The sequence below is a fragment of the Mesorhizobium sp. KR9-304 genome (assembly GCF_040049215.1).
Taxonomy (GTDB): Bacteria; Pseudomonadota; Alphaproteobacteria; order Rhizobiales; family Rhizobiaceae; genus Mesorhizobium_K.
Genome location: NZ_JBDZDN010000001.1, coordinates 1,925,421 through 1,943,067 on the forward strand (window position 1 = coordinate 1,925,421; position 17,647 = coordinate 1,943,067).

At 64.4% G+C, this 17,647-nt stretch carries 19 protein-coding genes; 13 read left to right on the forward strand and 6 right to left on the reverse strand.

The genetic code is table 11. The annotated features are described in order from the left end of the window. Positions 1 to 6: 6 nt before the first annotated feature. Entirely contained in the window at positions 7 to 411 is a 405-nt protein-coding gene (locus ABLE71_RS09215) for a hypothetical protein (RefSeq protein ID WP_348783037.1), read from the forward strand. A gap of 5 nt (positions 412 to 416) precedes the next feature. On the opposite strand, the gene ABLE71_RS09220 is transcribed toward ABLE71_RS09215, so the two are convergent. After that, entirely contained in the window at positions 417 to 824 is a 408-nt protein-coding gene (locus ABLE71_RS09220; protein WP_348783038.1) for a hypothetical protein, read from the reverse strand. A 257-nt stretch (positions 825 to 1,081) separates the two neighbouring features. Here ABLE71_RS09220 and glmM point away from each other — a divergent pair, with 257 nt between their 5' ends. Continuing rightward, positions 1,082 to 2,434 (forward strand): phosphoglucosamine mutase, encoded by a 1,353-nt coding sequence (gene glmM, locus ABLE71_RS09225; RefSeq protein ID WP_348783039.1) that lies wholly within the window; start codon positions 1,082 to 1,084, stop codon positions 2,432 to 2,434. An 89-nt stretch (positions 2,435 to 2,523) separates the two neighbouring features. After that, on the forward strand, positions 2,524 to 2,925 hold the full coding sequence (gene msrB, locus ABLE71_RS09230; protein ID WP_348783040.1) for a peptide-methionine (R)-S-oxide reductase MsrB: 402 nt from the start codon (positions 2,524 to 2,526) through the stop codon (positions 2,923 to 2,925). A gap of 9 nt (positions 2,926 to 2,934) precedes the next feature. On the opposite strand, the gene ABLE71_RS09235 is transcribed toward msrB, so the two are convergent. After that, the gene (locus tag ABLE71_RS09235) at positions 2,935 to 3,891 is read right to left on the reverse strand and encodes a hydroxymethylglutaryl-CoA lyase (protein ID WP_348783041.1); all 957 of its coding nucleotides are present in this window, start codon (positions 3,889 to 3,891) and stop codon (positions 2,935 to 2,937) included. 99 nt (positions 3,892 to 3,990) lie between these two features. Next, entirely contained in the window at positions 3,991 to 5,013 is a 1,023-nt protein-coding gene (locus ABLE71_RS09240) for a Gfo/Idh/MocA family oxidoreductase (protein WP_348783042.1), read from the reverse strand. A 147-nt stretch (positions 5,014 to 5,160) separates the two neighbouring features. Here ABLE71_RS09240 and uxaC point away from each other — a divergent pair, with 147 nt between their 5' ends. Genes uxaC through uxuA form a run of 10 tightly spaced genes read left to right on the forward strand, consistent with a single transcriptional unit; the run spans position 5,161 to position 14,902 of the window. Then, positions 5,161 to 6,570, forward strand: coding sequence for a glucuronate isomerase (gene uxaC, locus ABLE71_RS09245; RefSeq protein ID WP_348783043.1), 1,410 nt, complete (start codon positions 5,161 to 5,163; stop codon positions 6,568 to 6,570). 31 nt (positions 6,571 to 6,601) lie between these two features. Next, positions 6,602 to 7,579: a TRAP transporter substrate-binding protein gene (locus tag ABLE71_RS09250; RefSeq protein WP_348783044.1), complete on the forward strand. Its 978-nt coding sequence runs from the start codon at positions 6,602 to 6,604 to the stop codon at positions 7,577 to 7,579. A 54-nt stretch (positions 7,580 to 7,633) separates the two neighbouring features. Then, complete coding sequence (locus ABLE71_RS09255) at positions 7,634 to 8,194, forward strand: TRAP transporter small permease (RefSeq protein WP_348783045.1); 561 nt, start codon at positions 7,634 to 7,636, stop codon at positions 8,192 to 8,194. 4 nt (positions 8,195 to 8,198) lie between these two features. Beyond that, positions 8,199 to 9,479, forward strand: a complete 1,281-nt coding sequence (locus tag ABLE71_RS09260; RefSeq protein ID WP_348783046.1) for a TRAP transporter large permease — start codon at positions 8,199 to 8,201, stop codon at positions 9,477 to 9,479. A gap of 8 nt (positions 9,480 to 9,487) precedes the next feature. Then, complete coding sequence (locus ABLE71_RS09265) at positions 9,488 to 10,261, forward strand: FadR/GntR family transcriptional regulator (RefSeq protein ID WP_348783047.1); 774 nt, start codon at positions 9,488 to 9,490, stop codon at positions 10,259 to 10,261. A gap of 25 nt (positions 10,262 to 10,286) precedes the next feature. Next, positions 10,287 to 11,132 (forward strand): 5-dehydro-4-deoxy-D-glucuronate isomerase, encoded by an 846-nt coding sequence (kduI, locus tag ABLE71_RS09270; RefSeq protein WP_348783048.1) that lies wholly within the window; start codon positions 10,287 to 10,289, stop codon positions 11,130 to 11,132. After that, complete coding sequence (gene kduD, locus ABLE71_RS09275) at positions 11,129 to 11,893, forward strand: 2-dehydro-3-deoxy-D-gluconate 5-dehydrogenase KduD (RefSeq protein ID WP_348783049.1); 765 nt, start codon at positions 11,129 to 11,131, stop codon at positions 11,891 to 11,893. The genes kduI and kduD overlap by 4 nt, the downstream gene beginning before the upstream one ends. 9 nt (positions 11,894 to 11,902) lie before the next feature. Further along, the gene (locus ABLE71_RS09280) at positions 11,903 to 12,238 is read left to right on the forward strand and encodes a cupin domain-containing protein (protein WP_348783050.1); all 336 of its coding nucleotides are present in this window, start codon (positions 11,903 to 11,905) and stop codon (positions 12,236 to 12,238) included. Between the two features lie 10 nt (positions 12,239 to 12,248). Continuing rightward, positions 12,249 to 13,727: a mannitol dehydrogenase family protein gene (locus ABLE71_RS09285; protein ID WP_348783051.1), complete on the forward strand. Its 1,479-nt coding sequence runs from the start codon at positions 12,249 to 12,251 to the stop codon at positions 13,725 to 13,727. Then, on the forward strand, positions 13,724 to 14,902 hold the full coding sequence (uxuA, locus tag ABLE71_RS09290; RefSeq protein ID WP_348783052.1) for a mannonate dehydratase: 1,179 nt from the start codon (positions 13,724 to 13,726) through the stop codon (positions 14,900 to 14,902). Before ABLE71_RS09285 ends, uxuA begins: the two co-directional genes overlap by 4 nt. 3 nt (positions 14,903 to 14,905) lie before the next feature. Here uxuA and ABLE71_RS09295 read toward each other — a convergent pair whose 3' ends face one another. From ABLE71_RS09295 to ABLE71_RS09305, 3 genes are read right to left on the reverse strand one after another with little or no spacing between them, the layout of a single operon-like run. Next, the gene (locus tag ABLE71_RS09295; RefSeq protein WP_348783053.1) at positions 14,906 to 15,790 is read right to left on the reverse strand and encodes a cupin domain-containing protein; all 885 of its coding nucleotides are present in this window, start codon (positions 15,788 to 15,790) and stop codon (positions 14,906 to 14,908) included. 24 nt (positions 15,791 to 15,814) lie between these two features. Continuing rightward, positions 15,815 to 16,759, reverse strand: coding sequence for an ROK family protein (locus tag ABLE71_RS09300; RefSeq protein WP_348783054.1), 945 nt, complete (start codon positions 16,757 to 16,759; stop codon positions 15,815 to 15,817). Then, on the reverse strand, positions 16,752 to 17,537 hold the full coding sequence (locus ABLE71_RS09305) for a hypothetical protein (RefSeq protein ID WP_348783055.1): 786 nt from the start codon (positions 17,535 to 17,537) through the stop codon (positions 16,752 to 16,754). Before ABLE71_RS09305 ends, ABLE71_RS09300 begins: the two co-directional genes overlap by 8 nt. Between the last annotated feature and the right edge of the window lie 110 nt (positions 17,538 to 17,647).

Here is a 17,647-nt window from a genome sequence, read left to right on the forward strand (position 1 = left end):
GTTGCGATGGTGAGGTATATCCCTATCGATTCAGGTTTTGCTCTGGCCTGCAGCACCAGCGACCTTCTGGAGCTGAGGTGGAGACACGAGGGCATCGTTGCAGACTTCATTGACCCGACAAACGATGAGCGCCTATGGCGGGTTCAGTTTGACGAAGTTATCGCCATTCGTGTCATTGACGAATTCTACATCAGCACCGAGGAGGAGACCCCAAAAGAGGGTCTTGTTGCAGAGAATTTTGCCTACCTGGTAGAGAACCGCCAATTTTTTAGATCTCAGCCCGAGCTACTTAGGCGCGATATGGACTTCCGCCACTATCAGTTTGTGACGGCTTGGGCGTGTTTGGACGTAATCTCTCATAAGCTGCGCAGGTTCGGCTTGCCATTGAGGGCAGCAGGAAACTGCCGATAGCGCGCTCAGTTTACGCTGATGTCGCGGCCGGCGGAGCGCAGCGACACCGAGAAGCCGGCGAGCACGTCGATCAGCGAAATCACCATGAGGACGAAGAACACAGGGTGCGCGGCGCCGCGCACCAGCAGGAACTCGACCAGGAAGGCGACGAAGACGAAGGTCGACAGAAGGTGGTCGATCACCGAGGCGTTGGACGTGCGCGTCGACTTGACGATCTCGACGAAGAACAGCACCAGCGCGATGACGATCATCAATATGCCTGTTGTCATCGAGAAGACGCCGCCCGACATCATGCGGAAGGAGAAAAGCTCGGTCTGCCAGGGATCGCCGTTGGGCCCGTCGCCCAACAGGCCGGCCAGCCCAAGATTGTAGAGGATGAAGGACACGACCAGCAGCGGGACGCTCGACAGCATGGTTTTCTCCCGGAGAAACTTTTGTCCTGTCCTGTAGAGAGCGCGTTCCGCGTTGCGTCAAGGCCCGGCCTGACGGCGGTGCTTCCTTGCTGCTTAGTCCAGGTCACCGGTCATCTTTACCAACCCCACAAATCGACAATGATTTCGAAGGGTTCGTAACATAGACTCACCAAATGTGATGCGTGGCGCGTTGCTTTCTGTGGCAGAAACCGCGCCAAAGGCGCCGGAAGCGCCAAGCTTTTCGGGGACGAACTTAGATGGCCGGCAAATATTTCGGCACGGACGGGATCCGTGGCAAAGCCAATACATTTCCAATGACCGCGGAAGTGGCGATGAAGGTCGGCATGGCGGCCGGCCTGTCCTTCCAGCGCGGCAACCACCGCCACCGCGTGGTGCTGGGCAAGGACACGCGGCTTTCAGGCTACATGATCGAGAACGCCATGGTGGCGGGGCTTACCGCGGCCGGCATGGACGTGTTCCTGCTCGGGCCGATACCGACACCGGCGGTCGCCATGCTCGCCCGGTCGCTGCGCGCCGATATCGGCGTGATGATCTCGGCCTCGCACAACCCCTATTTCGACAATGGCATAAAGCTGTTCGGGCCCGACGGCTACAAGCTCTCCGACGAGATCGAGGCGAGTATCGAGGCGATGCTTGAGCCGGGCGTCGAGATGGCGCTGGCCGATTCCGACGGGCTGGGGCGGGCGAAGCGCGTGGACGGCGTGCACGACCGCTATATCGAATTCGCCAAGCGCACGTTGCCCAAGTCGATGTCGCTGTCGGGCCTGAGGGTCGTCGTCGATTGCGCCAACGGCGCGGCGTACAAGGTGGCGCCGGAGGCGCTTTGGGAACTCGGCGCGGAAGTGTTTTCGATCAACGTCGAACCCAACGGTTTCAACATCAATCAGGAATGCGGCTCGACGCATCCGGCCGGCCTGTCGGCGAAGGTGCATGAGGTGCGGGCCGATATCGGCATCGCGCTCGACGGCGACGCCGACCGGGTTGTCATCGTCGACGAGAATGGCGAGATCATCGACGGCGACCAGATCATGGCGCTGGTCGCCGAGTCCTGGCATCAGTCCGGGCGGCTTGCTGGCGGCGGCGTCGTGGCTACGGTCATGTCCAACCTCGGGCTGGAACGCTTCCTGTCCGGCATCGGGCTCGAACTCCACCGCACCAAGGTCGGCGACCGCTACGTCGTCGAGCATATGCGCGCGCATGGGCTCAATGTCGGCGGCGAGCAATCGGGGCACATCGTGCTTTCGGATTTCTCGACCACGGGCGACGGGCTGGTGTCGGCGCTGCAGGTGCTCGCCTGCGTGAAGCGGCAGGGCAAGCCGGTGAGCGAGGTCGCCAGAAAGTTCGAGCCTGTGCCGCAACTCCTGAAAAACGTCCGTTTCTCCGGCGGCAAGCCGCTCGAAGAGGCGCCGGTGAAGGCTGCGATCGAGGAGGCCCGCAACCGGCTCGGCCAATCCGGACGGCTGGTCATCCGCCCATCCGGCACCGAACCGCTGATCCGCGTCATGGCCGAGGGCGACGACCCGGGCCTGGTCAAGCGTGTGGTCGACGACATCGTCGGCGTGATCTCAGAGACACGCAGCGCGGCCTGACTGGCACGACTCCCTGTCACCTTCTTTGAGATGCGTGTCCGAGCCCCTATATTCAGGGCGATACTTTGCCGAGGTTCGAGGAGCCCGCGATGGACGCGAAGACCTATCCCGTTAGCCACACCGACGCCGAGTGGCGCGAAAAGCTTACGCCGGAACAATATCAGGTGATGCGCAACCACGGCACCGAGCGCCCGGGAAGCTGCGCGCTGCTCCATGAGAAGCGCGCCGGCGCCTTCACTTGCGCCGGCTGTGACCAGCCGCTCTTCGAATCCAAGCTGAAGTTCGAGAGCGGCACCGGCTGGCCGAGCTTCAACGACCCGATTCCAGGTGCGGTCGAGACAACGACGGACCGCGCCTATGGCATGGTGCGCACCGAGGTGCATTGCGCGCGTTGCGGCAGCCATCTCGGGCATGTGTTCGAGGACGGGCCGCCGCCGACCTTCTTGCGCTATTGCATCAACGGCGTGGCGCTGAATTTTCAGCCGGCCTGAGGATATTCGCTATGAAGCGATCTTCTGCTGACGCTCCGGCGGCGGCAGGAGAATGTTTCCGCGGCCGGCGCGCAGCAGCGCGCTGTCGAGCGCGTGCGGGATGAACTCCTGGTGCATCCTGGCGACGTCAAGCAGCCTCTCGAGGTCGATGCCGGTTTCGATGCCCATGCCGTGCAGCATGTTGATCATGTCTTCCGTCGCGATGTTGCCGGTGGCGCCCGGCGCATAGGGGCAGCCGCCCATGCCGGCGACGCCGCCGTCGAAGCGGCTTATGCCGGCCTCCAGCGCGGCCAGCGTGTTGGCCAGCGCCATGTCGCGGGTGTTGTGCAGATGCATGTTGAAAGTGACTTCCGGATAGCGCCCGACCAGATTTGAAGCGACGTCGTAGACGAGGCGTGGATTGGCGACGCCGATCGTGTCCGCGATCGAGATGGCGTCGATGCCGAGTTCGACGTAGCGGCCGGCGATGCGGTCCAGCGTCTGGATCGGCACCTGCCCCTCGAACGGGCAGCCGAGCGCGCAGATCATGCTGCCCACCGTACGAAATCCCTCGCTGCGGGCGAGGCGCTGCATGGCTGCGATCTCCTCAAGGGTCTCGTCGATCGAGTGGTTCCCGTTGGCGCGGTTATGCGATTCCGTCACCGACAGCATGAAGGACACGGTATCGATGCGGTCGCGAAGGGGGCGGACGCGCTCCAGGCCGCGCAAATTGGGAACAAGCGCGCGGTAGCTGACGCCTGGAACAATATCGATGCCGGCAACCACGTCCTCGGCATCGACGAATTGCGGAATCGCCTTGGGGTGGACGAAGGAGGTGACCTGGATCTCCGGCAGGCCGGTACGCGACAGGGCGTTGATCACCTTGATCTTGGTCCCGGTCGGGACGAACTGCTTCTCGGACTGGAAGCCGTCGCGCGGACCGACCTCCATGATGTGGACTTTCTTGACTTTGTCCGTCGCCAGCATAACGAGACTCCCGCTTACCCGATCTCATATGGCCGTCGCGCGCTGCAATGCAAAGGCCTTTTCACGAGGCTGCCTGGCGTCATTCCAGGATGAGACGGCTCAGACTTTCACCCGTTCGCCCGTCTCGGACGAGCGCAGGATCGCCGCGATCAGCCTGTGAACCTTCAGCGCCCCGCGGCCGGTGACGGCAGGATCGCGGTCATCCCGGATGGCCTCGAGGAAATCCTCGATGACGGCGCGGTGGTGCTGGTGCGGGAAGGCCATCGGGTCGGCACCCGCGCCGCCGCCCAACGCGCCGTCATCGACGAGTTCCTCGGTGCCGTCATGGAATTGAGCGATGAGCTGCGCGCCTTCGATGCGGGCCATGCCCTTGGTGCCGATGATCTCGACCGCGTCGGGAATACCGGGGTAGGCGGTGGTGGTGGCGCTGATGGAGCCGATGCCGCCATTGGCGAATTTCGTCGCGGCGAAAGCAAGATCTTCGGTCTCCATCCTGTGAACCGGACTGGTGGCTGCATAGCCGGTCACTTCTTCGGGCAAGCCGGCTAAGGAAATCATCAGGTCGAGCGTATGGATCGCCTGGGTGAGCAGCACGCCGCCACCGTCGCGCGCCCTGGTGCCGCGACCGGGCTGGTCGTAATAGCTTTGCGGCCGCCAGTTGTAGAGCCGCACCGAGGCGCTGACGATGTCGCCGAGGCGGCCTTCGCGGATCAGGCCGGAGAACGCGACGCTGACCGGGCGGAAGCGGTGCTGCAGCACGACGCCGAGTTTTATGCCGGCTGTTTCGGCGACTGCGACGAGCTCCTCGGCGCGTTCGAGGCTGGTTTCGAGCGGCTTCTCCAGAAGGACGTGCTTGCCCGCGTCCGCCGCGCGGCGGACGAAATCGAGATGGGTGTTGGGCGGCGTCAGAAGCAGCACGGCGTCAATCGAGGAATCGCCGAAAACGGCATCCGCATTCTCGCAGACGGGGAAGCCGTAGGTATCCGCGAAAGCCTGGCGGCGCTCGACGCTCGGACTGAAGGCGGCCACGACTTCGACGTGTTCCTTAAGATCCTGAAGGCTTTTTGCATGAGGCGCGGACGCCATGCCGAGTCCGACGATGCCGATTCGAGTCTTCTTCATGCCGGCATTTTCTCCCCCACGAACACTTTCCTCATCGCACGATAGGCGTTGAAAAGTCATCATACAACTTTACAGATTTTGTATGTTGACAATCCCGGTCGCGCCCGTACGTTTGGCGCCGGATCGGGGAGGAGACAGGCTGTAACGATGGGCGCGCTGATCGCGGACGATCTGCTGTTTCCGGCCGAGCCAAGCGTGCGTTCGCTTGCCCGCGACCTCTATGCGGGGGTCAAAAGCTTGCCCATCATAAGCCCGCATGGCCACACCGATCCACGCTGGTACGCGCTCGACGAGCCGTTTCCCGACCCGGCGCAACTGCTGATCGTGCCCGACCACTACATCTTCCGCATGCTGTTCAGCCAGGGCGTGCGGCTCGAGGATCTCGGCGTGCCCAGACTCGACGGATCGCCGGTGGAGACCGACGGCAGGACGATCTGGCGACGCTTCGCCGAGAACTATTTTCTCGTCCGCGGCACGCCAACGCGGCTCTGGTTCGACTACGTTCTGTCCGACCTGTTCGGCATCGACGAGCCGCTGACCGCCAAAACTGCCGATGCGCACTACGACACGATCGCGGCGCTGCTCCAGACCGACGCATACCGGCCGCGCGCGCTGTTCAAGCGCTTCAACATCGAGGTCATCGCCACCACGGAGGGCGCGCTCGACGATCTGAAATGGCATCGCATGATCCGCGACAGCGGCTGGGACGGACGCGTCGTCACCGCCTACCGGCCAGACTCAGTCGTTGATCCCGATTTCGAGGGTTTTGCCGCGAGTCTCGACAGGCTCGGCGACATCACCGGCAACGACACCGGCACATGGGCGGGCTATCTCGAGGCCCATCGCAAGCGGCGCGCCCATTTCAAGGAATTCGGCGCGACATCGAGCGATCACGGCCATCCAACCGCCGAGACGGCCAATCTTTCCGGCAGCGAGGCGGTGGCGCTTTTCGAGCGCATCCGGCGCGGTTCGCCCGATGCCGCCGACCGCCGTCTATTCCGCGCGCAGATGCTGACCGAGATGGCCAGGATGAGCCTGGACGACGGACTGGTGCTGCAGATCCATCCGGGTTCATGGCGCAACCATTCGCCGGCGATGATGCAAAAGTTCGGGCGTGACAAGGGTTTCGACATACCGACGCGCACCGACTACGTCTCCGCGCTCAAGCCCCTGCTCGACGCGGTCGGCATCGAGCCCGGTCTCTCGATCATCGTCTTCACCCTCGACGAGACGAGCTATGCGCGCGAACTCGCGCCGCTCGCCGGCGTCTATCCTGCGCTGAAGCTCGGTCCAGCCTGGTGGTTCCACGACAGCCCGGAGGGCATGCGCCGTTTCCGCGAGATGACGACGGAGACGGCCGGCTTCTACAACACCGTCGGCTTCAACGACGACACCAGAGCATTTCCATCCATACCGGCCCGCCACGACGTGGCGCGCCGGGTCGATTGCGCATTTCTTGCCCGCCTCGTCTCCGAGCATCGCCTGAGCGAAGAGGAGGCGCACGAGCTTGCGCAGGAACTGGCCTATACGCTGGCGAAGAAGGCGTACCGGCTTTGATCGAAGTCTGGCATCGAACGGGAGGAAAACCATGATGCATCTTTCGAAACTGGCAGGGGCGACGCTGCTTGCTGCCGCGCTGATGACGGTAACTGCGCTTGCACAGACGGTGCTGAAATCGTCGGACACCCATCCGGACGGCTATCCGACCGTCGAGGGCGTCAAATATTTCGGCGAGTTGGTGAAGGAGCGCACAGGCGGCCGCTACGCGGTCGAGGTCTATCACTCGGCGCAGCTTGGCGAGGAGAAGGACACGATCGAGCAGGTGCGCTCGGGCGTGATCGAGCTCAACCGCATCTCGATGGCGCCGTTCAACGGCACTGTGAAGGAAACCGTCGTTCCGGCGCTGCCCTACATCTTCCGGTCGGAAGACCACATGCACAAGGTGATGGACGGCGCCATAGGCGACCAGATCAAGGCGGCGTTCGAGCCGGCTGGCCTGGTAGTGCTTGCGTTCTATGACGCGGGCGCGCGCTCCTTCTACAACAAGCAGAAGCCGATCAATTCGGTCGCCGATATGGCTGGCCTGAAGTTCCGCGTCATCCAGTCCGACATCTTCGTCGACATGGTGGCGGCTCTCGGGGCCAACGCCACGCCGATGCCCTACGGCGAGGTCTATTCGGCGATCGAGACCGGCGTCATCGACGGCGCCGAGAACAACTTCCCGAGCTACGACACCGCCAAGCATTTCGAGGTGGCGAAGAACTACTCGCTCGACGAGCACACCATCCTTCCGGAGGTGTTCGTGATGAACAAGGCGGCATGGGACAAGCTGACGCCGGAGGATCAGGCGATCTTCAAGCAGGCTGCGACCGACAGCGTCGCCAAGCAGCGCGAGTTGTGGGCCGCCAAGGTGGGTGAGTCGCGCAAGAAGGTGGAAGAAGCCGGCGCGCAGATCACCACGCCGGAGAAGCAGGGTTTCATCGACGCGATGAAGCCGGTCTACGACAAGCACATCACGGATGACGTGCTCAAGAAGATGGTCGCCGACGTCCAGGCGGTAAAGTAACGAAGCGGGCGGGCGGGATTTCCTGCCCGCCCTCGATCCACGGGAGGCGAGAGGATGTCGGCTGCGCTTCGAAGACTGGGTGGATTTCTGGGCGGGGTGAGCACGCTGTCGCTCTGGCTCGCCGGCATCGGGCTCGTCGCAATGACGGCGATGGTCGCCTGGCAGGTGTTCTGCCGCTATGTGCTCAATGACTCGCCGAGCTGGACCGAGCCGGGCGCCGTCATGCTGATGAGCTGGTTCATCTTCCTCGGCGCCGCCGTCGGCGTGCGCGAGAACTACCATCTCGGTTTCGACGTGCTGCTCTACGTCCTGCCGAAGAGCGGCAAGAAGTGGCTGCGCATGATCTCCGACCTCGTCGCCTTCGCCTTCGGCAACGGCATGGTCTGGTACGGGTCGCAGCTGGTCGCGCTGACCTGGGGGACGACGCTGCCCGCTCTCGGCATTTCCGGCGGCTGGGATTACGTACCGCTGGTCGCCGGCGGCGCGCTGGTCTGCCTGTTCTCGCTGGAGCGCATCGTGCTGCGTCTTTCAGGCGAGCCGATCGACGACATTCTGGACGACCTGCCGCCGGCTGAAGTCGCGGCCGAGCTCGACACAGCCAATTTGAAGGCCTGACGCGATGGAAATCCTTATCCTCTTCGGCGTCTTCACCCTGCTGATGCTGATCGGCACGCCGATCGCGTTTTGCCTCGGCGTATCGAGCTTTGCGACAGTGCTCTACTTGGGCCTGCCGCCGCTTGTGGTGTTCCAGCGGCTGAACTCCGGCATGAGCGTCTTCTCACTGCTCGCCATCCCGTTCTTCATCTATGCCGGCGACCTGATGGTGCGCGGCGGCATCGCGCAGAAGATCGTCGCCTTCGCGGCGTCGCTGGTCGGCCATATCAGGGGCGGCCTCGGCCAAGTGAACATCGTCACCGCGACGCTGTTCGGCGGCATTTCGGGCTCGGCCGTAGCGGAAGCTGCAGCCGTCGGCGGGCTGATGATCCCGCAGATGAAAGCGCGCGGCTACGGCGCGGATTACGCCGTCAACGTGACGTCGATGGCGGCACTCATCGCGCTGCTTCTACCGCCGTCGCACAACATGATCATCTATTCGATCTCGGCCGGCGGAAAGATCTCGATCGCCGACCTTTTCACCGCCGGCATCATCCCCGGCCTGCTCTATGCCGCGGCGCTGATGGTGACCGCCTATTTCGTGGCGCGGTCCAGGGGGTATCCGACCGAGGCTTTCCCGGGCTTCCAGGCGGTCGGGCGCTTCTTCGTCATCTCGCTTCCCGGCCTGCTGCTCATCGCCATCATCTTCGGCGGCGTGCGCTCGGGCGTCTTCACGGCAACGGAAAGCTCCTGCATCGCCGTGCTTTACGCACTGGCCGTGACGATGTTCGTATACCGCCAGATGACATGGAACGACTTCAAGCACGCCACCTTCGGCGCGGTGCGCACCACGGCGATGGTGCTCCTGATCATCGGCATGGCGGGGGCCTTCTCCTGGCTGATGGCGTTCCTGCGCGTGCCGGCTGCGCTGGTCGCCTGGATGAACACGATCTCCGAGAACCCGATCATCATCCTGCTGCTCATCAACGTGTTGATGCTGGTGTTGGGCACTTTCATGGACATGGGTCCGACGATCATCATCTGCACGCCGATCTTCCTGCCGGTGGCGATCGCCTATGGCATCGACCCGGTGCATTTCGGCGTCATCATGATCCTGAATTTCGGCATCGGGCTGAACACGCCGCCGGTGGGAGCGGTGCAGTTCGTCGCTTGCGCGGTCGGCAAGATCAGCGTCTGGGAATCGATGCGCTCGATCTGGCCGTTCTATGGGGCCGGGCTGGTCGTGCTCGGCCTCGTGACCTACATCCCGGCGCTGTCGCTCTGGCTGCCGGGCGCATTCAAATAGGAACTGATATGGCCGACCTAGCCTCCGACATCCGCGTCGAACGCAAACCCAAGCTCTCCGAGCGCGTGGTGGCGGCGCTGCGCAGCCAGGTCATGTCGGGCGTGATCTCGCCCGGCCAGAAACTGCCGACCGAGAACCAGTTGACCGAGACCTTCGGCGTCAGCCGCACCGTGATCCGCGAGGCGATGGCCACGCTTGCCGCCGACGGCCTGGTCGAGTCGCGCCAGGGCGCCGGCGTGTTCGTGCGCGACCATCCCACGTTCGCTTTCGGATCGATCAGCCTCGACGCCGGCAACAAGATCAGCCAGGCGATCAACGTGCTCGAAGTGCGCATGGGGATCGAGATCGAAAGCGCGGGACTGGCCGCGCTGAGGCGCAACAGCGCGCAGGAGGCCGAGATCCAGGAAGCCTTCTTCGAGTTCGAGCGGCTGCTGGCGCTCGATCAGGCGACCGGCAAGACCGATTTTGCCTTCCACCGCGCAATCGCCGTGGCGACCAACAATCCGTTCTACGTCGAGGTGCTCGACGCGCTCGGCGCGCGCACCATCCCGTGCGACATCACCTCGCCGTGGGGAACCGAGAGCGTGCTGACGCGCGATTACCAGGAGGGATTGCAGCGCGAGCATCTCGTCATTCTCAATGCGATCTCGGCCAGCGACCCGGCCGCCGCGCGCGATGCGATGCGCCAGCATCTTTCCGCCAGCCAGGAGCGCTACCGTCGCCGCCTGCGCGGCCAGCAGGCCGAATATCTGGCGAGCATGGCCAAAGCCCGTCTCGCCTGACCCGCCAGCAACCCGGAACCAGCACATGACGCATGTCGACTACACATCCCGCTACGCGATCGACCCGCAAGCAGCCGCCGCGATGGCGACCGACGAGTTGCGCAGCCACTTCCACATCGGCGACCTGTTCCAGGCGGGGCGGATCAATCTGACCTACACTCATTACGACCGCATGATCGTCGGCGGGGCCATGCCTGCCGGCGAGGCGCTGGAGCTCCCGGCGATCAAACCTACGGGAACGAAAAATTTCCTCGACCGCCGCGAACTGATCGCAGTCAACATCGGCGACAAAGGAACCGTGCAGGCCGGTGGCGAACAGCACGAACTCGGCCCTCGCGACATGATCTATGTCGGCATGGGCACGGCGACGGTTCGTTTCTCGTCCGCCGACGCTTCTTCGCCGGCGAAATTCTATCTTCTCAGCGCGCCGGCGCATCAGACGCATCCTACGAAGGTCATCCGCGTCGGCGACGCCAAGCGGCTCGACCTCGGCAGCCAGAAAACCTCGAACGAGCGCTCGATCTTCCAGTTCATCCATGCCGACGGCGTCAAGACCTGCCAGATCGTCGTCGGCATGACGCAGCTTGCCGAGGGATCGGTGTGGAACACCATGCCTTGCCATGTGCATGACCGGCGCATGGAGGTTTATCTCTATTTCGACCTGCCGGAGACGGCGCGCGTGTTCCACTTCCTCGGCGAGCCGGACGAAACCCGGCACATCATCGTGAAGAACGAGGAGGCGGCGCTTTCGCCGCCCTGGTCCATCCATTCCGGCGCAGGCACCTCGAACTATGCCTTTATCTGGGCGATGGCCGGCGACAATGTCGACTACACCGACATCGATCCGGTGCCGCTGGAGACGCTGCGGTGACCGATTTTTCCGCTTTCAGCCTGGCCGGCAAGCGCATCGTCGTGACCGGGGCCAACACCGGTATCGGCCAAGGGATATGCGTTGCCATCGCCAAGGCGGGTGGCGCGGTGATAGGCGTCGGCCGTTCGTCGATGGACGAGACCGAGGCACTGGTGAAGGCCGAAGGCGGAACATTCGCGCCTGTTGCGTGCGACCTCGGCGACCATAAGGCCGCCGCCGCGATGCTTGGCCGGGTGTGGGAGTCGACCGGTCCGATCGACGGGCTGGTCAACAATGCCGGCGTCATCCGCCGCGCCGACGCGGTCGATCTTTCGGAAACCGACTGGGACGACGTTGTGGACGTCAATCTGAAGTCGCTGTTCTTTCTGTGCCAGGCCTTCGCCCGAAAAGCGCTCGGCGCGGGCCGCGGGGGGCGGATCGTCAACATCGCGTCGGTACTGTCCTTCCAGGGCGGCATCCGCGTCGCTTCCTACACGGCGTCGAAACACGGCGTGCTGGGCATCACGCGCGCGCTCGCCTGCGAATGGGCGGCGAAGGGTATCAACGTGAACGCTATCGTGCCGGGCTATGTCGTGAGCAACAATACCGAGGCGCTGCGCAACGATCCCGACCGCAGCGCGGCGATCCTCGGCCGCATACCGGCGGGCCGCTGGGGCAAGCCCGAGGACATAGGCGATGCAGCGGTCTTCCTGCTCGCGCCGGCTTCGGCCTACATGCATGGCGCGGCGTTGCCGGTCGACGGCGGCTGGCTGGCGCGCTAGGAGAAAGCCATGGCCGACACGACGCTTTTTGCCCAGCCCGACACGAAGGAATGGACGCCGACGCCGGACGGCAACCGCCGGCGCGTCATTCTCCACACGGATGAGCTGATGATGGTCGAGTTCGGCTTCGAGAAGGGCGGCATAGGCGCGCTGCATTCCCATCCGCATGTCCAGTCGAGCTATGTCGCGGAAGGCCGGTTCGAGGTGACGATCGACGGCAGGACCGAGATCGTCGAAGCCGGGGGCGCGTTCATCGTGCCGTCGGGTCTGGTGCATGGCGTCAAGGCGCTGGAGGCCGGCCGGCTGGTCGACACGTTTGCGCCGCACCGCGCCGATTTCCTGTAGCGTGCACGAGATGTCCCAACGCCTGTCAGACAGGACCTTGGCCGCGCTGCCTTCTTCGGTGGCGACGCCCGGCTATGACCGCGCCACCATCACGCCGGGCATCGTGCATCTCGGCGTCGGCGCGTTCCATCGCGCGCATCAGGCCGCCTATGTCGATGACTGCCTCGCGGCCGGTGAGAAGGACTGGGGGATCGTCGGTGCGTCGCTGCAGAGCGCATCGACCGCGCAGGCGCTCGGGCCGCAGGGCGGCCTCTACACGCTCGCCGTGCGCGGCAGCGACGGCGAAAGGCTGCGGGTCGTCGGTTCGATCGGCGAAATACTTGTCGCGCCGCATGGTCCCGCCAAGCTGCTCGACGCGCTGACCGATCCACGCATCCGCGTCGTCACGCTGACGATTACCGAAAAGGCCTATCTGCGTGATGCGGCGGGAGACCTCGACGCCAGCCATCCGGGCATCGTCGCCGATCTGGCGGATCCGGCCAAACCGCGGACGGCGCACGGTTTCCTCGTCGAGGCGCTGGCGCGTCGGCTGGCGGCCGGAACAAAACCCTTCACCATTCTCTCATGCGACAATCTCCCCTCCAACGGGGCGACGCTGCACCGGCTGCTCAGACAGTTCGCCACGCTTCGCGACGCCGGATTGGCGAAGCACGTTGAAGGCGTGTCCTGCCCGTCTAGCATGGTCGACCGCATCGTGCCGGCGACGACCGATGCGGACCGCGCCCGCGTCTTGGAAGCGCTTGGCGTCGAGGACGCATGGCCTGTCATGACCGAACCCTTCTCGCAGTGGGTGATCGAGGACAAATTCTCCGCCGGCCGGCCGGACTGGGAGAGATTCGGTGTCCAGGTGGTGCGCGACGTCAGTCCTTTCGAGGAGATGAAGCTGCGGCTGCTCAACGGCGCGCATTCCTCCATTGCCTATCTCGGGCTGCTCGCCGGTCACGACACCGTGGCGAAATCCTTCGGCGACCCCGCAATACGCCGCTTCGTGAATGCGCTCTGGTCCGAGGCAGGCACGGCTTTGCCAGCCGGGGCCGGCCTTGATCCTAAAAGCTACGTCGCCGCCCTGACCGAGCGCTTCGACAACACTGCGCTCGCGCATCGCACCGCCCAGATCGCCAATGACGGCAGCCAGAAGCTGCCGCAGCGCATTATCGGCACAGCACTCGACCGCCTTGCAGCCGGAGCCGGCGCGGATCATCTGATGCTAACCGTCGCCGCATGGATCCGCGCGGCCGAACTGCGCGGCACAAAGCTTCCCACGGGTCATTTCACCGATCCGCTGGATGCGCCGATGGCGAAGATCGCCGAAGCCGGGAACCCGGCAGCAAGCACCGTCAGCGCCGCCTTCGAGCTTGCAGGCTTTGCGCGGGACACCGCACACCGTGCAGCTTTGGAAAAGCTCGTATCCGCCCATCTGGACACCTTGCGCAAGGAGGGTGTCGCAGCCGCCCTTGCCGCGCTCTCTCCGACAGGAAAATCGGCGTGAAACAAACCTGGCGCTGGTTCGGGCCAAGCGATCCCGTCCTCCTCCCGCATATCCGCCAGGCCGGCGCGACCGGTGTGGTGACGGCGCTCCATCACCTCAATGACGGACGCGCCTGGCCGGCCGACGAGATCGCGAAGCGCAAGGCAGAGGTCGAGTGCGCCGGCCTCACATGGTCCGTGGTCGAGAGCGTCATCGTGCATGAGGAAGTGAAGACGCGCAGCGGGCGTTTCCGCGAACTCATCGACAATTACAAGGCGTCTATCCGCGCCCTGTCGCAGGCCGGTATCACGACGATCTGCTACAATTTCATGGCGATCACCGACTGGACGCGCACCGACCTCGACTATCCGATGTGGCATGGCGGGACGGCGCTGCGCTTCGACATCGTCGATTTCTGCGCCTACGATTTGCTGGTTCTGAAGCGCGCCGGGGCCGAGGCCGACCATCCCGCCGATCGCATCGAGGCGGCGAAAGCGCGGCTCGCGGCGATGAGCGAGAGCGATCTCGCCAGGCTTGAGACGAACCTGATTGGCTGGGTGCCGGCGCGGGAGTTCATCTTCGACCGCGAGAGCTTCTGCCGTGCGCTCGACGTCTACCGGGAGATCACGGTCGAGGATTTCCGGCAAAATCTGTTCGCCTTCCTGCGCGAGATCGTGCCGGTCGCGGAGGAGGAAGGGGTACGGATGGCGATCCACCCCGACGATCCGCCTTTCCCGATCTTCGGCCTGCCGCGCGTGGTGTCGAGCGCCGGCGATGCGGCGGCGCTGATTACTGCCGTTCCCTCGCCGTCGAACGGGCTGACGCTCTGCACGGGCTCCTACGGCGCCGGCCGCCAAAACGATCTGCCTGACATGGCGAAACGTTTTGCCTCCGACATCCATTTCGCCCATCTGCGCAACGTGACGAAGGAGCCGGATGGCTCATTCCACGAGGCCGAACATCTCGAAGGCGACACCGACATGGTCGCGGTGGTCGACGCGCTGCTTGCCGAGGAGCGGCGGCGCAAGGCCGACGGCAGGGCGGATTGGGAAATCCCGATGCGCCCCGACCACGGCCATGCCATCGTCGACGACATCGGCAAAAAAGTGAACCCCGGCTATTCCTGCATTGGCCGCCTGAAGGGGCTGGCCGAACTGCGCGGCATCATGCGCACCCTTGAAACGCTGAGAGCCTGAAGCTCAGGGGACGGAGCGGACGGGTGCGGTGCCGAACGATCCCATCTCGCCCGGCGCGACGCCGAAGACGAACTCCGCATTGCCCTGGCCCATATTGTAATACTGGTGGCGGTAGCCGCCCGGAATGTAGAAGCCGTCGCGCGGGTTGAGCTCGAACCAAACCTGGCCCTCTGCGTCGGGCACGTGGATGTTCAGCGCCCCGGACAGCACGTAGATGGATTCGTCGCCGGCATGCGTTTCCATGCCAGTGCGCTTGCCGGTGAGAATCGACGTGCGGCCGACCGTCAGGTGTTTGGTGGCTGAGTAGAAGCCGGTGTAGGCGCCTTGCGTCTCGCGGTCGAGGCTCCAGAGAAGATCGCCGTCGCGCATCGGATGGATGGTGCGGCCGGCGCGCTCCGCGGCCGCTTCCATTGGAAAGCGGCCCATCCACTTGTCCTGCAGATAGCGGTTTTCGCTGATCAGCTCCTTGGTGCGGGCGTAGGGGCCGGACGTGCCCTGCGACGGCGGCGGCGCGAAATATTCGAGCACGCGCACCGGCTCGTCGCCGAGGTTGAAACCGTGGTGCCAGGTGTCCTTGCGGAAAAACAAGGCTTCGCCAGCCTTGGCTACCTGCATCTCGCCGGTCTCAGGGTTGGCGAGTCCGAAGGTGCCGGAAAGAACATAGAGCAACTCGTCGGCGCCGAAGATTGTGCGGAAGGCGTCGGTGTGCTTGAAGAAGCCGCCGGGCTGGAGGCCGAAAACAAGCTGATGGATCTTGTCGGTCGAGGCGTAGATCCAGTCGTCGACGAGGCCGGCATCCTCCTCGCCCCAGAGGTGACGGGTCACGCTCGCATAGGGAATGTGCGACGGCTTGTCGAAAACCGGGCGGGGCGAAGGCTTATAGGCCATTTTTCTCTCCAGAAGCTCGTCGTTTCATTGCGACACGGCTGTCCCAGCTCGCCAGGACAGAGCGGCGACGCCGATGGCGCAGGCATTGTCGCCAAGCGCCGCCGGCACGATCGGCAGGTCGCGCGCCAGGTCGGCGAAGATGAAGGGGCGCGTCAGCTCGCCAAGCCGCCGGTTGATATCAGGATTGCCGCCGACGCCGCCGCCAATCACCATGATCGCGGGATCGAGGATGTTGATCAGCTGACCGAGATAGGAGGCGATCGACAACAGCGAATTTTCCAGCAGCCTGTTGGCGCCGGTGGCCGATTTCGCGGCCTCGAAGAGATCGCGCGCCGTGGCGCCAGGCTTTCCGATCAACGCGCCGTAGCGTTCGCCCATGCCCTTGCCGCTGGCGAAGACCTCGATGTGCTGGCGCACCTCGATGTCCTTGTTCGGGCCGGTCCATGCCACGAGTTCGGCACCGGCGAAATGGATGGCGAAGCCGCGCGCGCCGCCGTAAGGTTTTCCGTCGATGACCAGCGTATGCGACATGCCGGTCGACAGCGTGACATAGACGAAGATGCCGGCGTCTCGGCCGGCGCCGATCCAGCCTTCGGCGAAGGCCGCGGCGCGAACGTCGCTTTCGATATAGACGGGTCCGAAAGCCGACAGCGGCGTGCGGTAGTCCAGGCCGCGCCACTCGAAATTCCAGGCGGAGCCGGGCTCGCCTTGGTTGGTGACGAGTTCGGGCAAGCAAACCCCAACGGGGCAGGGAGCGCCGCGCACCAGTTCGCCCGCCTCGCGCTGCGTCTCGGCCGCCATGGCGACGACCAGATCGAGCACGGCGCCGCCGCCGTCGGCGCAAGGCGTGGCCCGCGTATTTTCGATCAGCACAGCGCCATCGGCCATCCGCACCAGGCAGGCTTTTGTCTTGGTGCCGCCGACATCGACGCCGACCGCGTAGCTGTCGCCCGGCGATAGGTCATCCATCGGCGGCCTCCCGGTCGGCATGGAGCTCGGCGTCGCGGCATTCGACGACGATGGTCGCCGGCCACGCGGGATCGTAAGCCGTGGCTTCCGAGATACGCGAATATGCGGTGCGCTTGCCGGCGCCCCAGACGATCATGGCTGCCGCCTTCGACAATTCGGCGATGGAAGCGATGCCGATCGTAATCCCGTGCTTTGGCACCTCGTCGAGGGACTTGAAGTCGGGAAAGGTGGCCAGGTTGTCGCGCCGGGTCTGTTCGGCAAGGTCGACCACCCTGCTGCGGCTGTCGCGCGGTGAGCCGGGCGGGTTGAAGGCGATATGACCGTCGCCGGCGCCGGAAGCGAGCAGGAAGAGGTCTACGCCACCTGCCGCGGCAAGACGCCGGTCGTAGTCGCCGGGCTCAGACGGATCTGGCATCCAGAAGTTCCCGGGGCGAACCCGGAATGCGTCGGGAAGGCCGGCGTTGATGTGGCCAACGATCTCGCGCTCGCCGAAACCGCGGCAGGAGTAGTGCGCGGAAACCGGCGGCGGCAACAGCGCGCCGTCGGGCGTAACGATCAGGTATTCATCCATCATGGCGATGATCAGCCGCGAGCAGTCGACTGGTCGGGCGGCGAGCCGCGCAGCCAGCGCCTCGTAGACCGGCATTGGGCTGCGCCCGCCGGGGCAGCCGAGCACATAGGCGTGGCCGGCCTCGTTGGCGGCACGGATGCCGGCGGCGATCCGCTCGGCAAGCTCCGTTCCGATGGCGGCCGGGGTATCGTGCGTGTAGGTCCTCATATGAAATCCGCGACCCCGCTCACAAGCCAGCCTATAGCCGCAGACGCCGGCATCGCCAACCGCGCCATGGAGATCATGTCGTGAGGGACCCCGCAAAATCCTGTCGGTGC

Excerpts from the sequence above, each read along its gene's own strand:
- ABLE71_RS09280 (WP_348783050.1), top strand. The coding sequence starts at position 11,903 with ATGGCCGACACGACGCTTTTTGCCCAGCCCGACACGAAGGAATGGACG.
- ABLE71_RS09265 (WP_348783047.1), top strand. The coding sequence starts at position 9,488 with ATGGCCGACCTAGCCTCCGACATCCGCGTCGAACGCAAACCCAAGCTC.
- ABLE71_RS09215 (WP_348783037.1), top strand. The coding sequence starts at position 7 with ATGGTGAGGTATATCCCTATCGATTCAGGTTTTGCTCTGGCCTGCAGC.
- glmM (WP_348783039.1), top strand. The coding sequence starts at position 1,082 with ATGGCCGGCAAATATTTCGGCACGGACGGGATCCGTGGCAAAGCCAAT.
- ABLE71_RS09295 (WP_348783053.1), bottom strand. The coding sequence starts at position 15,790 with ATGGCCTATAAGCCTTCGCCCCGCCCGGTTTTCGACAAGCCGTCGCAC.
- ABLE71_RS09220 (WP_348783038.1), bottom strand. The coding sequence starts at position 824 with ATGCTGTCGAGCGTCCCGCTGCTGGTCGTGTCCTTCATCCTCTACAAT.
- ABLE71_RS09285 (WP_348783051.1), top strand. The coding sequence starts at position 12,249 with ATGTCCCAACGCCTGTCAGACAGGACCTTGGCCGCGCTGCCTTCTTCG.
- ABLE71_RS09260 (WP_348783046.1), top strand. The coding sequence starts at position 8,199 with ATGGAAATCCTTATCCTCTTCGGCGTCTTCACCCTGCTGATGCTGATC.
- ABLE71_RS09300 (WP_348783054.1), bottom strand. The coding sequence starts at position 16,759 with ATGGATGACCTATCGCCGGGCGACAGCTACGCGGTCGGCGTCGATGTC.
- kduI (WP_348783048.1), top strand. The coding sequence starts at position 10,287 with ATGACGCATGTCGACTACACATCCCGCTACGCGATCGACCCGCAAGCA.
- msrB (WP_348783040.1), top strand. The coding sequence starts at position 2,524 with ATGGACGCGAAGACCTATCCCGTTAGCCACACCGACGCCGAGTGGCGC.
- ABLE71_RS09305 (WP_348783055.1), bottom strand. The coding sequence starts at position 17,537 with ATGAGGACCTACACGCACGATACCCCGGCCGCCATCGGAACGGAGCTT.
- ABLE71_RS09255 (WP_348783045.1), top strand. The coding sequence starts at position 7,634 with ATGTCGGCTGCGCTTCGAAGACTGGGTGGATTTCTGGGCGGGGTGAGC.
- ABLE71_RS09240 (WP_348783042.1), bottom strand. The coding sequence starts at position 5,013 with ATGAAGAAGACTCGAATCGGCATCGTCGGACTCGGCATGGCGTCCGCG.
- ABLE71_RS09235 (WP_348783041.1), bottom strand. The coding sequence starts at position 3,891 with ATGCTGGCGACGGACAAAGTCAAGAAAGTCCACATCATGGAGGTCGGT.
- uxaC (WP_348783043.1), top strand. The coding sequence starts at position 5,161 with ATGGGCGCGCTGATCGCGGACGATCTGCTGTTTCCGGCCGAGCCAAGC.
- ABLE71_RS09250 (WP_348783044.1), top strand. The coding sequence starts at position 6,602 with ATGATGCATCTTTCGAAACTGGCAGGGGCGACGCTGCTTGCTGCCGCG.